Raw genomic sequence first — 14,086 nt, 5'->3', positions numbered from 1 at the left:
CGCAAACTAACCGCCTTATGTCACACTCTTTTTATAAAACCGTCGCCCCTAAGCTGTTCTTAAAATGACGTAACGCCCATTCGTGACCAGCTGCATCAAAACTGGCGACCGCATCTTGATGAATCACTAATTGATAACCTAAGTTATAGGCATCAACGGCGGTATGAAGCACGCAAATATCTGTACAAACACCAACTAAGTGGAGCGTGTCGACGTGGCGTTCTCGTAACCGCAGATCGAGGTCAGTACCTGCAAATGAACTGTAGCGCGTCTTGTCGAATTCCCAAACAGTTGATTCAGTTTGGTGTTCTTCGTACCAATCTTTGAGTGGTCCGTATAATTCACGGCCCCACGTGTTCCGGACATTGTGGGGTGGGAAGAGTTTGCTCTCTGGGTGGTAAGGATCGTTGGGCGTGTGAACGTCGGTGGGTAGAAGAACCCAATCACCAGCAGCAGACATCTGATCAGCCAACTGAACGATGCGAGGGGCCAGAGCTTGCCCAGGTTCGCCACAAGTTAGGGCACCATCGTCTGCAACAAAGTCATTCGTATAGTCAATAATTAATAACGCTTGGTTACTTGCCATCATCGATTCCTCCTCAAAAATGAACGCGATATCTGATTTACTTATCCATTAATGTAAGCAATATGAGGGGGAATGTCAATTAGAGTAGAGTGGGACAAAAGCCGGTTAGTTGCTGAGCATAGCCTAGGAAGCCGAATGATTGTGTTTTTCAATCGTTTGCTTTCCGTAGCTAAGCGGAAGCAACTGGCTTTTGGCGCACGTTTCGACAGTTAACATCCATCAAAAAACGCTCAGGAAAAAATCCCAAGCGTCTAGTAATCATTAACGGTTAACATCGAGTAACTACAACTAAGTCCATGAACAGCAGCTTAGCCACCGTATTTATTTAAGTGTTGCCAACTGTGCTTGCACATCTGCCACGATCTGGTCCGGCGTCAATTTGAATTCGTGTAAGAGTTCTTCAGTTGTCTCACGATCGTTGAAGCGTTTAGCAGCGCCAAAGGTAAGGACACGCATTGGAGAGTCACCGTAGTAACGACTGACTTTTTCGCCAAAACCGCCACTGAGACTAGCTTCCTCTAAGGTGACCACTAATTGATGGTCGGCTTTTAGCTGAGCTAAGGTCGTTGTATCAAGATCAGAGATGTTACGGGGATCAATGACCGTGGCATCAATATGCTTAGCAGCCAATTGTAGTTGAACACTTTCTGCTAATGGCAAGAGACTCCCAACACCGAGTAGTGCAACTTGATGACCAGTGTGTAAAGTACGCATTTGTGTTGGTTTGAAGTCAGCTAACGGTGCGGAATGTACGCCGTTACTTGGGACTCGGATTGCGACTGGTCCGTCAGTTTGTTGTAAGGACCAGTGCATCATAGCCGCAAGTTCTTCCTTAGTCGTTGGTGCCAAGTAAGTTAAGTTCGGAATATTGCTGAGCATGGCAACGTCAAAGACCCCTTGGTGTGTTGGGTCACCGGCTGAGATGCGACCACCTGAAACCATAATCGTGACGGGTAACTTATTGATACCTAAGTCGTGTGAAAGTTGGTCATAAGCGCGTTGTAAGAATGTGCCAGAGTGGAAGACGATTGGACGTAACCCTTGTTGTGCTTGACCAGCTGCAAAGGTGATCGATTCTTGTTCGGCAATGCCGACATCGAAGTAACGTTCAGGATGCAAACGACCGAAACGTTTCAAGTCATAACCGCCCGGAATGGCCGCAGTAATTGCCGTGATTGGTGTTTGATCAGCTAGCTCTTTTTCTAAAGTAGCATGAATAACGTCAACGTAGCTTTCGTTGGTATTGGGATGCAACGTCTGACCAGTCTGTAGGTCAAATGGGACATGCCAGTGAAAGGCCTCCTTATTGGTGATGGCAGGCTGGTAACCATGACCTTTCTCAGTGTGCACGTGTAGAATCACTGGATGATCGCTGTCCTTAACGGCTTTGAAAGCTGCGAGCATCGTTGCTAAGTCGTTACCATCGTCAACGTACTGGTAGTCGAAACCGAAGTCTTTGAATAGGTTGTGACTGCTTGTGCCTTTAGTTTCGCGTAGTTCCCGCAAGTTGCCATATAGACCACCGTGATCTTCGGCAATCGACATGCCATTGTCGTTAACGAGAATGATTAAGTTGGATTTCAAAGTAGCGGCAATGTTCAAACCTTCGAGGGCTAAACCACCGGATAATGAGCCGTCACCAATAACAGCCATGACGTTGCCAGCTTTACCTTGTAAGTCACGGGCAACGGCCATCCCAGTAGCTAAGGCGATCGAGGTCGATGTGTGGCCAATATTGAAGTAGTCGTGAGGACTCTCTTCGGGGGCGGTATAGCCACTGACATCTTCATAGTGGTCAGCCTCTAACCAAGCTTGCTTACGGCCGGTTAAGATTTTGTGAGTATAGGATTGATGTGAAACATCCCAAACAACCTTGTCCGTTGGTGAGTTAAAAATTGTGTGAAAGGCAATCGTCAGTTCGACAACTCCCAAGTTAGGGCCAACGTGACCACCGGTTTGACTAACTTTGTTGAGTAGAAGTTGGCGGATTTCGGCAGCTAACTGGGTTAATTCTGGTAATGAAAGCTGTTTAAGATCTGCTGGTTGATTGATTCGTTGTAATATTGGGGTTTCCATTTAAGTATCGCTCGCTTTCTCATTTTAAAAGATAACTATAGCTTACCACCTTAGAGCTACTCTAAGACAAGAACTCTGTTGACGCTTTAAAAATATATTTATAACCAATTATAATTTAATAATGATTAGTTATGAATGCTCAAGATAATAAAAACCGAGCCCGGAGTGAATCTCTGGACTCGGTTTAACGATCAGTATTACTAACTACTAGTCAGCGTTGATCGACTGCAAATAGACGAGTTGATCGGTTGAAATCTGTTCGTAGAGTTGGTTGCCAAGTTCCTGATTATACGTTTGATTAGCCAGCTGACTCTGAATAAAGTTATATTCTAATTGGAAAGCTTCGATCAGTAACTCATTCTGGGTTTCCTGCATGTCACGTTCACCAGACAAACGTCGGTGTCGTTCGTCATAAGCACGACGGACGATTCCGATGGCTTGCTGGTTTTCAGCGGTAATTGTATCGCTTAAGTACTGCAAGACAGCGTCGTAAGGCTTCTGTTCGATCTGACGCATCTGAGCCCACATCTGACGGTTGCGCTCAATTAGTTCGCCACGCGTCTGACCAGTGCGAGGACGGTACTGGCGGAATCGCTTACGCCGGGCACGTGCTTTTTTACTCAATGAAAACTTGATGAATGTGAATTTAAAGAACAGGCGTAGACGTTCAAAAAAGGTCTGTTGATTCTGAATCCGCGTTTGACTAGCCACGCGCATGTACTTTTCAGCGGCGTGGGGGTCAATCTCATTATTTGCGACCATCGTATCGACTGTCGTCTGTTCAATGGCAAATGTTTCATCGAACAGAGCGGATAACTGTGCCTGTTTGGGGCGGCCGTCTAAGACGCGTTGGCCGGACAGAATTGCACTCACATTACCGGTGCTAGCATTGTTACCGTGGCGAGCCTGCATTAAAGTGATTGCATTAGTGACCATGTCAGCTTTAGCCGCTGCGAGTTCTTCTTCAGTGACTTTAACTTTCTGTTTTGGCAACGTCATTGGCAGTAAGATCGTTGGCACTAACAGGCTGGTCAGGATAACCACTGCGGCAATGAAGATAATATCATTACGATAGGGAAAACTGCTGCCATTTAAAGTTAAGGGTAGTGAGAATGCCATGGCAAGGGTAATTGTTCCGTGAACGCCACTCAGTGCCATGACAAAGGCATTACGCGTCTTTTCTTGAGTATCCCACGCACGGATTCTGGCGAGATCGAAACGGGTCCATAAGAAACGCGCCAGCGTCATGATAACGTAGAGCAGGACGCCGAGACCAATTAAGACGGCTACGGAACCGGTATCGCGTTGTTGCAGGTGTTTGATGACACTAGGCAAGGAAACACCCAGAAGGACGAACACGATTCCGTTGAGGATACTAGCGACAATTGACCAGGTGGTGGTCATAACAATCTGCAACCGTGACGTCGTTAATCGTAGTCGATCGGACTGAATGCCATGAATCAAGCCAGTCGCAACGACGGCTAAAATCCCGGATACGCCGAGTGATTCAGCTAGGAAGTAGACGACAAATGGTGTCAGTAAAGTATACGGCACGATCACGGATGGGGCATCGACGCGCATGTTGCTCAACATGATGCAAACGGATACGATGACGTAGCCGAGAATCAGGCCGACCAGAATACCACCGACGAAAACGTACAGGAAGTTAGTGATTCCGTGCCAGACTGAAAATTGACCGGTTACGATGGCAGCAATCGCTAAGTTGAAGGCCACGATTCCAGAAGCATCGTTGAATAGTGATTCATTTTCAAGGGTGGTCATCACTTCACCTGGAATGGCGACTTTGGTGGTTATTGAGGAGACTGCCACCGCATCGGTTGGAGTGATGATGGCACCTAACGCCAAGGCTAGGGCTAATGAGAACTCCGGAATCAGTAAGTGGGTGACGACACCAACAATCAAGACGGTGAGAATTGCTAAGACCACCGACAGTGACAAGGTGGTTCCGAATTGATGGCTGAGTTTACGGATGTTCGTATTTTGGCCATCGTTGAACATCAGAATCGAGATGATGACGAATAGAAAAATCTCGGGTTCTAATTCAAAATCCTGATATAACGGAATGAGTGATAGAAGCAGGCCAGCGCCAATCTGCAGAAAGGCAACGGGGACCTGATCAAAGCGAGCATAGACGGCGTTAGCGACTACGACCGCTGCGACGAGTAATAGAACTAAGAAAACGGTTTGCAAACCAGGTTTCCTCCTTGATTAGTAAAGTTACTTAATTTTAACGCAATTGCGAGGATAAAAGTATCATCTACAACGATTAGCGGCGATTGGGGCTGAACTTAATGTTCAACGTTATCGACCCTAAGGCCCAATTATGGACCCGCTGACCTAAATCAGCGTTATTCCTTGGTAATTGTAGCTGACCCGGTATAATGAAGTTATCAAATTGACTGGAGGACGACTCATGTTAACAATTGCTTACATCGGTAATGGTAAAAGCGCTAATCGGTACCACTTGCCATTTGCTTTGAAATTAAAAGATCAGATTAAGGTGAAGACGATCTATTCACGTTCAGGGAGACAGGACTGGCAGCCAATCGAAGGTGTGCACTACACAACGGATATTAATGATATCTACGATGATCCTGAGATTCAGCTAGTGGTCGTTTCAACGCCGAGTCATACGCATTACGCGGTAGCTAAGGACATTTTAAATCACGGTAAAAATGCCTTGGTTGAAAAGCCATTTACTGAGACGTCTGAAGAAGCGCAGGAACTATTCGCATTAGCTAAAGAAAAGCAGTTGTTGATCCAGTGTTACCAAAATCGCCGCTTTGATTCCGACTACTTAACCACTCAAAAGGTGATTGAGAGTGGCGTACTAGGTGACTTATTGGAAGTCGAAATGCACTACGATTATTTCCGTCCGGAAGTGCCAACTAATGTCGACCACTTCTCATTGGATACGAGTTATTTATACGGGCATGCTTGCCATACCTTAGATCAAGTCATCGCCTACTTTGGTCGACCTGATGACGTCCACTATGATGTCCGCCAGTTATTGGGCAAAGACCGGATGAATGACTATTTTGATATTGATATGTATTACGGGACGTTGAAAGTCTCCGTCAAGTCTAGCTATTTTCGCATCAAGCAGCGCCCAAGCTTCGTCGTTTATGGTAAAAAAGGGATGTTTGTTAAGACGGATAAGGATCGGCAGGAAACGGATCTTAAGCATTTTTACATGCCAGATCACGCGGATTTCGGTGTGGATCAACCTGAGAATTACGGGACGGTCACATATATGGATGACGCTGGTCAGTACCATGAAGAAAGTGTCGTTTCTGAATTAGGTGACTACAGTCGAGTGTACGCTGGCTTATATGAGAGTATTATCAATGGCCAACCCAAGTTAGTTAAGGATGAAGAGACGCTATTACAAATCCAAATGCTGGAACAGGGTATTAGTCAGGTTCGTCACTAAGATTAGGAGGGATTGCGATGAAATTAGGGGTACTAGGAACTGGGAAGATTGTTCAGGAGTTTTTGCCGATGGTGACACAGATTCCAGCGATTGAGCTAGCAGGATTGTTGACGACACCGCACAGTGTTGAACGTGCTGAAAAGCTACAAAGTCAGTATCGGATTACAACAATCTATACGGATTATGAGACGTTACTTGCTAATCCTGACATCGATACGGTATATGTGGCATTACCAAATTCGTTACACTACCAGTTTACGAAACAGGCGTTGCAAGCAGGTAAAAATGTCATCTGTGAGAAGCCATTTACGCTGGCCGCTGACCAGTTGGCAGAATTACGCGAGTTGGCTTTATCAAAAGATTTAGTTTTGATTGAAGCCATTACCAACCAGTACTTGGAAAATTACCAAGCAATCAAACGTGATTTGAAACAGTTGGGTGATTTAAAAGTGATCGAATGTAATTACTCACAGTACTCATCACGCTACGATCGTTTCAAGGCTGGGGAAGTCTTGCCAGAGTTTAATACGAAGCTCGGTGGTGGGGCGTTGATGGATTTAAATATCTACAACATTCACTTTGTAGTAGGTCTGTTGGGTGCACCAACCCGGGTTCAATATGTTGCTAATATTGAACGTGACATTGATACATCGGGAATCTTGGTCATGGAATATCCTGATGTGAAGGTTGTCTGTATTGGTGCTAAGGATTGCACTTCGCCAGTACGTTCAACGATTCAAGGGACGGCTGGGTCAATCATTGTTAACGGACCCACTAATACTGTCGAGGGTTTTACTGAAACGTTACATGATGGCACGACTAACGACATTGCACTCAACCAAGCTAGTCACCGGATGCACGCGGAGTTTGTTGAATTTGAACGAGTGATTGCCGACCATGATATGGATACCGTCAAGACACAGCTGGACCATTCACAGGCTGTGATGCAGGTGGTGGATCAAGCAGTGCAGAGTGCTGGATTACAATTAGGGTAAGTGAACTGAAGTGTAAATAAAATGAGCGTGGGACAAAAGCCGGTTAGTTGCTGAGCATAGCCTAGAAAGACGAATGATTGGGGGTTTCAATCGTTTGGATTTCGTCACTAGGCGGAGGTAACTGGTTTTTGGCTATTAACATTTGGAATGAAATAAGGGACTGCGACTTTTGTCACAGCCCCATTTTATTTTGGCGTAGCGGAGATACAATCTTTATTTCGTTGTTAATGGCCCGTCCTGCATCAACTGCTGTTTCTGTTGCAACCCCTGAAGATTGGTCTCAAATTCTTGCGCGTACATCACAGCGAACAAGGTATTAAGGACGTATTCAAATGCGGCCTGCGACGCAAACGTACCAATCTTAGCGAAGTGGTATTCATCTTGGATCGTCAGTAAGGAATTGGTTGCTAGGTCGAGTAACGGTGAATCGGGATTGCCGGTCAGAACGACTACGGGAATATGGTGTTCATGAAAGTAGCTGGCGAATTGTTGATGAGTTTTAGTCGTTCCGGCGTATGAAATAATCATCGCGCAATCGTCTGTGGTCAGATTAGCAGCATTCCACGCTTCGTCGGCATATTCCTCGGCAATCAATGCAAAGCGGTTGACCTTGACGAGCTTGTTCTGAAAGCTGCGGGCGCGGAGTTGTGAATCTCCCTGTGAAAATAGGAAGATGCGCTTAGCTTGAGCTAAGAGTTGCGCTGCCTGTGCTAATTGAGCCGTGTCGACTTGGCGTTGCGCTGTTTGAATTGCACTAGCGCTCAAATCAGCGAGTTGTTTACTGATCATGGTCACGGAGTCATCTGCCGTGAACGGAAAATTTGCGTCGACCGTTTCGGCAGTTTGCGCCTGACTCGCTAGTTCAGTGGTCAGGGTGCGTTGGAAGTCGCGAAAGCCCTGGTAACCTAATTTTTGGGCCAAACGGATGATGGCCGAGTGGGACGTATAAGTTTTAGCGGCCAAGTCTTTTAAGTAAATTTTAGTCAATGCTTGTGGATGGGCCAAAATATAGGCCGCAATTCGTTTTTCAGTAGTGGTAAAATCAGATTGTTGCTTCAATTGATCGATTAATTGCACGTGCTCACCTCATTCAATGATATTTTACGATAGAATCACGTTTAAGGCGAATTAAATTCGGTGATCCGTTAAATATCAGTTGACCTGGTACCGGTTTCATAAATTATGATCGAAGTACTGGCAAAATGGCACGTGCAACATGTCAAAAATTGTACCAATCGTAGGAGAGAATAACATGACCAATATTCATGACATTGCACGTCTATCCGGCTATTCCGTGTCGACGGTCTCGCGGGTCATTAACCATCGCAAGTACGTGGCTGATGACAAACGTCTTAAAATTGAAACGATTATGCGCGAATTGGATTACGTGCCGAACCGCTTGGCACGTGACCTGAGCCGAGGGGCGACTAAAACGATCGGAGTTGTCCTGCCATATGCCAACCATCCGTACTTTGCTCGGATTGTGGATGGCATCGTTAATACGGGCTTTGCGGCTGGGTACAAGATTACACTGTTACCGACCCATTATGACTTAACGGTCGAACGGAATTACTTGGAACAGTTGCGCAGTAAGGCGTTTGACGGCTTGATCTTCACGTCACGTAGCGGATCGATGGCATCCCTCGAACGGTATCAGAAATATGGTCAGATCGTCTGTTGTGAAGACCCCGGCAAATACTGTCCGTTACCCGCAGCGTATACGGATCGCGCTAATTCATACGTGGACGCGTTAACTTGGGCCAAAAAGTCGGGTTATCAGAACGTCGGTGTCGTGTTGAGTCGCGATAATATGATCAGTGCGAGTGCCCGTATGACGCGGCAGGCTTATCAGCAGGTTTACGGCGATTTAGCGGATAAGAACCTGTTTGAAGGTACCGTTACTTATGATGACGGCTATCGAGCAGGCGAGTATTTTGCCAAATTGAATCCGGCAGTGGATGCTGTTCTAGCGAATGGTGACGATATTGGTGCCGGTATTTATCAATACTATAAGGATCATCAGTTAACCCCAATTAAGGTGATTGGACAGGAGAACTTATTATCAAGTCGTTTGCTAGGATTACCAACGATTGATCACCACTTAGAAGCATTGGGACAAGCAGCCTTTGAACTCGTCATTAGTCAGACGAAGAAGCACCAATTAATAAAATCAGAATTTATTGAACGATAGGCTGGAGGCCCAATTATGGTAGCAAGATTAGCAGTTTTTGATATTGATGATACGTTATTATCAAGTAACAAGACGTTCTTAGAGAGTACCTTAACGAGTATAGAAAAATTAAAACAGCAGAAGATCAACGTGGCGATTGCGACTGGTCGTAATTTAGCGATGGCGCGTACCGTCATTGAGCGACTAGACTTGCATGATTTTGTCCTTTGCAATGGTTCAGCCGCTTTTGCGAATCATGAACAGGTTCATGAACATACCTTGTCACGTGCAAATATTCAGGAATTAGTGGAAGCTGCGGATGAAGAAAACGTGGATATTATTTTTGAATCGTTAGATGGTTTGCACGCGCACACTCATTTGTCACAGAAGACCAAGGATGTTCTCAATACCTTCCACGCACCAACGGTTGATTATGCACCAGATTACTACTTAGAACACGATATTTATCAGGCGATGATGTTCTTTCCACGTGAAGTGAACGAAAAATTACCTCATGCGGATGAATTTTCGTTTGTGCGTTTTCACGACTATGGTGTCGATATTATTCCTAGGGTCGGCTCTAAGGCTCGTGGCATCGCCAAATTGGCGGCATCACTAAACGTAGCGCCCGAAAACGTGGTTGCTTTTGGTGACAACCAGAATGATCGGGAAATGCTGCAGAGTGCGGGTATCGGAATTGCAATGGGCAATGCCACACCTGAGATTCAGGCACAAGCCGATATGACCACTAAGGATTGTGATCATGATGGGATTGAATACGGGCTTAAAGCTATCGGCTGGATTGACTAAATTGGTAGCTTGAAATTAAAGACATTGATAATTACGTTTACGAAAAGCGACTAGCTGTTTTAAGAGCTAGTCGTTTTTTGATGGTCTGATGATTATTTATCCTGTAGCATTTTCCGAATTGCTGCCACGGAACGGGCAACTGTTTCTGGATCAGCTGGTTGTGCTTCACTGGTTGGGTTAGGTGTAGTAATCTGTGATTGTGTTGGAACCGTTTTTGACCTAGTTACCGTCTTTTGAGTGGATGATGATGTACGTTGCTGACTGACCGTAGCTCCCGTTGAGGCTTGCGCTGGTTGTCCAGATACCATCTGATCCATCGACTGATTCAGTAAGTGGTCAACGAAGACGTTTCCTTGGTTGGTTGCGTGCCCCTTAGTCCAACGATAATTGAGATGTTTGAATTTTGGGAGTAACGGATCAACGGCTTGCCATAGTTCAGCGTTCACTAATTCACCGTTGCTGCGTTTCCAGCCACGTCGTTTCCAGCCAGACAACCAGCCCTTAGTGACGGCGTTGAGCACGTACTGGGAGTCGAGGACGAAGAGAATCTCAGCGTCGGTTTTGTCTAAACGAACCAATTGTTTTAATGCTTCCAAGAAGGCCATGATTTCCATCCGGTTATTGGTTGCGCCCCATTCACCAGCAGAATCCGTTACTAATTGGTCAGGGAGTTCAATCCGGTAGGCCCAAGCCGCGCGGTCGCCAGCGTGAACGTGTTGTCCAGCCACGTTACCGGTATTGCGGGAACCACCATCGGTATACACGGTAATCTCTGCTTTGACAGCTGGTTGGTTAGTGGTTGCTGAGGTCTTAGAATGTTTAGTTTGTGGGCGTGAAGGGCTGGATTTGCCAGCCATAAATGCCTGTGCTTCGGCTTCACTGGTGAAACTCTTGTATTCTGCATGTGGGTAGCCATTAACTTGCTTTTGTGTTTCGGGCCAAGTCCGGTAAATCCCGGGTTGTGTCCCTTACGAACGGCGTAATATTTTTGTGCCATGTGGATGCCTACTTTCATAAAGTAATTAATTGGTCATAAATTCGTTTAGCATTTGTTGTCGGTTAAAATTCGATCGTCATAGAACTAGGTATTGCAGCCTGCCAATTAAGTATTGTGGCAATAATCCGGTCGTATCAGTTACCAATTCATATTAATGATCGGAACTGCTGATTTTATTTTAACAAAAACCGCCACCGAATTAAATTCCGGTAGCGGCTGAGTTTCAAAATTAATGTTGTTGGAAAAGATCGGTCAAATAAGTCATGAACGTCTTGAGGTACCGTTCGCGATCAACTTTTAAAGCAACCGTGACGTTAGTAGGTTCATTCAAACGTGCTGGATCACCAATTGTCCGGCCGTAATCTTCACCACTATGCTGCACGTACATATTTAAGTCGAGGGTGGTCACGAAACTTGGATCAAGTGAAACACCAACGGCTAATGGATCATGTAAGGCACAACCGTGTAAGTCAGGGCTCGTGATGTCATAAGCAGCGATGTAGAAATCAACGATATCCGCAAATTTTTCACCGGCAGTGGTTTTTAAGTCACGCCATTGTTGCGTTTCAGTCTTAGTCAATAACGTCCGTAATGTAACGTCCAAGCCAACCATGGTTAATGGGAGGTCACTGGTGAACACGTCATCCGCAGCTTCCGCATCTTGGTTGATGTTGGCTTCAGCGTAATGACTAACGTTACCAGGAACGGTTAGGGCGCCACCCATGATAGTTACGTTACCAATGGTAGTGGCAATATCTGGGGCCTTTTCCAAGGCTTCCGCTAAGTTAGTTAGTGGACCGGTTGGAATTAAAGTTAAGTCGGCACCGTATTGGTGGACAGCATCAATTAGAAAATCAACGCCAGACTGTTCTTCGATTGCACGTTTTGGTTCAGGTAAGGATACGTCACCGATACCGTTCATACCGTGGATTTGTTGTGAAATTGGCATCACATCGAAGTGCTCAGTGGTACTAGAATGTGGTTCGCCTAAAAAGACGGGAACATCGGTAGCACCGAGTAGTTCAAGAATTTGCAAACTGTTAATACCAGCTTGATCAACTAAACAGTTCCCGTAAGAACAAATAATCCCAATTAAATCAACATTTGGAGCGCCAACCGCGTAGGCGATCGCCATTGCATCATCGATACCAGTATCTAAATCTAAAATCATTTTACGTTTTGCCATGTAAAACATCCTCCCTGATTAGGTCTAAGGTGCCTAAGACGTAAAGCTATGTTTTAATTGTAAACGTTTCAGCAGGTGCTGACAACGGCTGACGGCGAATTAAATTATAAAATTAGTCATAATTGTTCGGAATTGTTTTTGTGATGTGATAACTAGTCAAAATGAAGATGCTGACCTATACTAAAAATATTGATGCAGAACATGATGGTTGGTTAAGTAACCGTTAATAGCTGTGTAAAAATAGGACGCCTTCCTTAATTAGGAATATGCTAGGTAACGGACTAATACAGCAAATAAAATAAGTAATTTCATTAATCGAGGGGAAGACAGAGACGTGAATTTTGAAAAGCAATATCGATATCGTGGTAAGAAGTCATTAGGGTTAAATGAACTAACAACGGCAGAACCAGCCGAGTTTCAAGATGAAAAGGCCATTAAGGCTCAAATTGCCAATAACATCAAACAGCTGAAGGAATTGCAGGGGAAATTATACGCACAGGATCGTTACGGTGTTGTGCTCATTTTTCAAGCAATGGATGCGGCTGGTAAGGATAGTATGATTGCGCACGTCATGAGTGGTGTGAATCCACAGGGCTGTGAAGTCACTTCATTCAAACAACCTACAAGTAATGAATTGGCACATGACTACTTGTGGCGCATTCATAACCGGGTTCCTAAGCGCGGAATGATCGGGATTTTCAATCGTTCTTATTATGAGGACGTGTTAGTTAGTCGGGTCCATCCTGAGATTATTGTAAACGAACACGTGGGTGGCATCACGGATGCTAGTCAAGTGAACGACGATTTCTTCAACCAGCGCTTTCAAGATTTGCGTTACTTTGAAGATTACTTACAGAACAATGGCTACTTAGTGTTGAAATTCTTCCTACACATGTCGAAGGCTGAACAGAAGCAACGGTTTATGCGGCGTATCGAGATTCCTAGTCACAACTGGAAGTTTTCGGCTGCGGATGTTCGCGAGCGTAAGTATTGGGATGACTACCAGCGAGTTTATGATGACGCCATTACGAATACTGCGACGAAACAAGTGCCCTGGTACGTGATTCCATCCGATAGCAAGTGGTATTCACGACTCAGCGTTTCGGAGATCATCAATCAACGGTTGGGTGAGTTACCTCTGGCCTATCCATCGTTAGATGCGGCTGCTCAAATGCAGTTGAAAACCGGGCTGGAGCAATTGGATAAAGAAAAAGATTAAGATAAAAGGGAGCTGCGACGTTAATCGTAGCTCCCTTTTGGGTATCAAAGACATAAATAGTACAAACGTGTTCGCATTGGGTAGGTCCCGTATTTGGTTGCATCGAAACGATGACTGCAAAGTACACAATCATTATTTTTTTAGGCGATGCCCAAATCTTACTGATAAATACTTTTTAGTTTTGACGCCGATGACGAATAAGCATGTAACTACCACCGACTAACGCGAGTAGCAAGAGCAATCCTAACCAAACAATCCAAGGAGTCGTACGCTCGTTAGTTTGTGGTAATGTTGCCGCTGCTTTGACTGGTGTTGCGGCTGGACTAGTTGCAAACGTATTTGGCTGGCTAGTCAATGGTTGTTGACCATTGGTATTAGTCGTTGCTGTGGCTGGTATTGAGTCAGAAACCACCGGTTGTGAACCAGCTTGACTTGTACTTGGTGCCGTAACAGTAGGATTCTCTGGCTTGGTAGTGCCAGGTTTCTCGGAACTAGTAATACCGGGATTTTCTGGCTTAGAGACGTCAGGATTTTCTGGCTTAGTAATATCAGGATTTTCGGGGTCAGTAGTACCAGGTTTTTCTGGTTCAGTA

At 45.2% G+C, this 14,086-nt stretch carries 11 protein-coding genes and 1 pseudogene; 5 read left to right on the top strand and 7 right to left on the bottom strand.

The genetic code is table 11. The annotated features are described in order from the left end of the window. Positions 1–31: 31 nt before the first annotated feature. From ACG95_RS09555 to ACG95_RS09545, 3 genes are all read right to left on the bottom strand, one after another. Complete coding sequence (locus ACG95_RS09555; protein ID WP_048000302.1) at positions 32–586, bottom strand: cysteine hydrolase family protein; 555 nt, start codon at positions 584–586, stop codon at positions 32–34. 321 nt (positions 587–907) lie between these two features. Beyond that, positions 908–2,662, bottom strand: a complete 1,755-nt coding sequence (locus ACG95_RS09550) for a 1-deoxy-D-xylulose-5-phosphate synthase (RefSeq protein WP_048000301.1) — start codon at positions 2,660–2,662, stop codon at positions 908–910. A gap of 207 nt (positions 2,663–2,869) precedes the next feature. Beyond that, positions 2,870–4,873 (bottom strand): Na+/H+ antiporter, encoded by a 2,004-nt coding sequence (locus tag ACG95_RS09545; RefSeq protein WP_048000300.1) that lies wholly within the window; start codon positions 4,871–4,873, stop codon positions 2,870–2,872. 223 nt (positions 4,874–5,096) lie between these two features. Between ACG95_RS09545 and ACG95_RS09540 the strand changes: the two genes are divergently transcribed. Both ACG95_RS09540 and ACG95_RS09535 read left to right on the top strand, forming a co-directional pair. Beyond that, entirely contained in the window at positions 5,097–6,116 is a 1,020-nt protein-coding gene (locus ACG95_RS09540) for a Gfo/Idh/MocA family oxidoreductase (RefSeq protein WP_048000299.1), read from the top strand. A 17-nt stretch (positions 6,117–6,133) separates the two neighbouring features. Continuing rightward, on the top strand, positions 6,134–7,111 hold the full coding sequence (locus tag ACG95_RS09535; RefSeq protein ID WP_048000298.1) for a Gfo/Idh/MocA family protein: 978 nt from the start codon (positions 6,134–6,136) through the stop codon (positions 7,109–7,111). A 213-nt stretch (positions 7,112–7,324) separates the two neighbouring features. Here the strand turns inward: ACG95_RS09535 and ACG95_RS09530 are convergent, their stop codons facing one another. Further along, complete coding sequence (locus ACG95_RS09530) at positions 7,325–8,188, bottom strand: MurR/RpiR family transcriptional regulator (RefSeq protein ID WP_048000297.1); 864 nt, start codon at positions 8,186–8,188, stop codon at positions 7,325–7,327. A 175-nt stretch (positions 8,189–8,363) separates the two neighbouring features. On the opposite strand from ACG95_RS09530, the gene ACG95_RS09525 reads away from it, so the two are divergent. Next, positions 8,364–9,302 carry a LacI family DNA-binding transcriptional regulator gene (locus tag ACG95_RS09525; RefSeq protein WP_048000296.1) on the top strand — a complete coding sequence of 313 codons (939 nt, stop codon included), beginning with the start codon at positions 8,364–8,366 and terminating at the stop codon, positions 9,300–9,302. Positions 9,303–9,317: 15 nt separating this feature from the next. After that, on the top strand, positions 9,318–10,091 hold the full coding sequence (locus ACG95_RS09520) for a Cof-type HAD-IIB family hydrolase (RefSeq protein WP_048000295.1): 774 nt from the start codon (positions 9,318–9,320) through the stop codon (positions 10,089–10,091). 92 nt (positions 10,092–10,183) lie between these two features. Here ACG95_RS09520 and ACG95_RS09515 read toward each other — a convergent pair. Both ACG95_RS09515 and ACG95_RS09510 read right to left on the bottom strand, forming a co-directional pair. Then, positions 10,184–11,088, bottom strand: a pseudogene (locus ACG95_RS09515) (ribonuclease H1 domain-containing protein). Between the two features lie 229 nt (positions 11,089–11,317). Then, complete coding sequence (locus ACG95_RS09510; protein WP_048000294.1) at positions 11,318–12,274, bottom strand: nucleoside hydrolase; 957 nt, start codon at positions 12,272–12,274, stop codon at positions 11,318–11,320. Positions 12,275–12,608: 334 nt separating this feature from the next. Between ACG95_RS09510 and ACG95_RS09505 the strand changes: the two genes are divergently transcribed. Beyond that, positions 12,609–13,493: a polyphosphate kinase 2 family protein gene (locus ACG95_RS09505; protein ID WP_048000293.1), complete on the top strand. Its 885-nt coding sequence runs from the start codon at positions 12,609–12,611 to the stop codon at positions 13,491–13,493. Positions 13,494–13,668: 175 nt separating this feature from the next. Here the strand turns inward: ACG95_RS09505 and ACG95_RS14665 are convergent. Further along, positions 13,669–14,086: LPXTG cell wall anchor domain-containing protein (locus ACG95_RS14665; protein ID WP_202812193.1), on the bottom strand; the 418-nt coding region annotated here is incomplete at its 5' end.

Source organism: Lactiplantibacillus herbarum, assembly GCF_001039045.1.
Classification (GTDB): Bacteria; Bacillota; Bacilli; order Lactobacillales; family Lactobacillaceae; genus Lactiplantibacillus; species Lactiplantibacillus herbarum.
The sequence above is the reverse complement of the archived record's forward strand: the minus strand, read 5'-3'. Positions and strand labels throughout refer to the sequence as shown.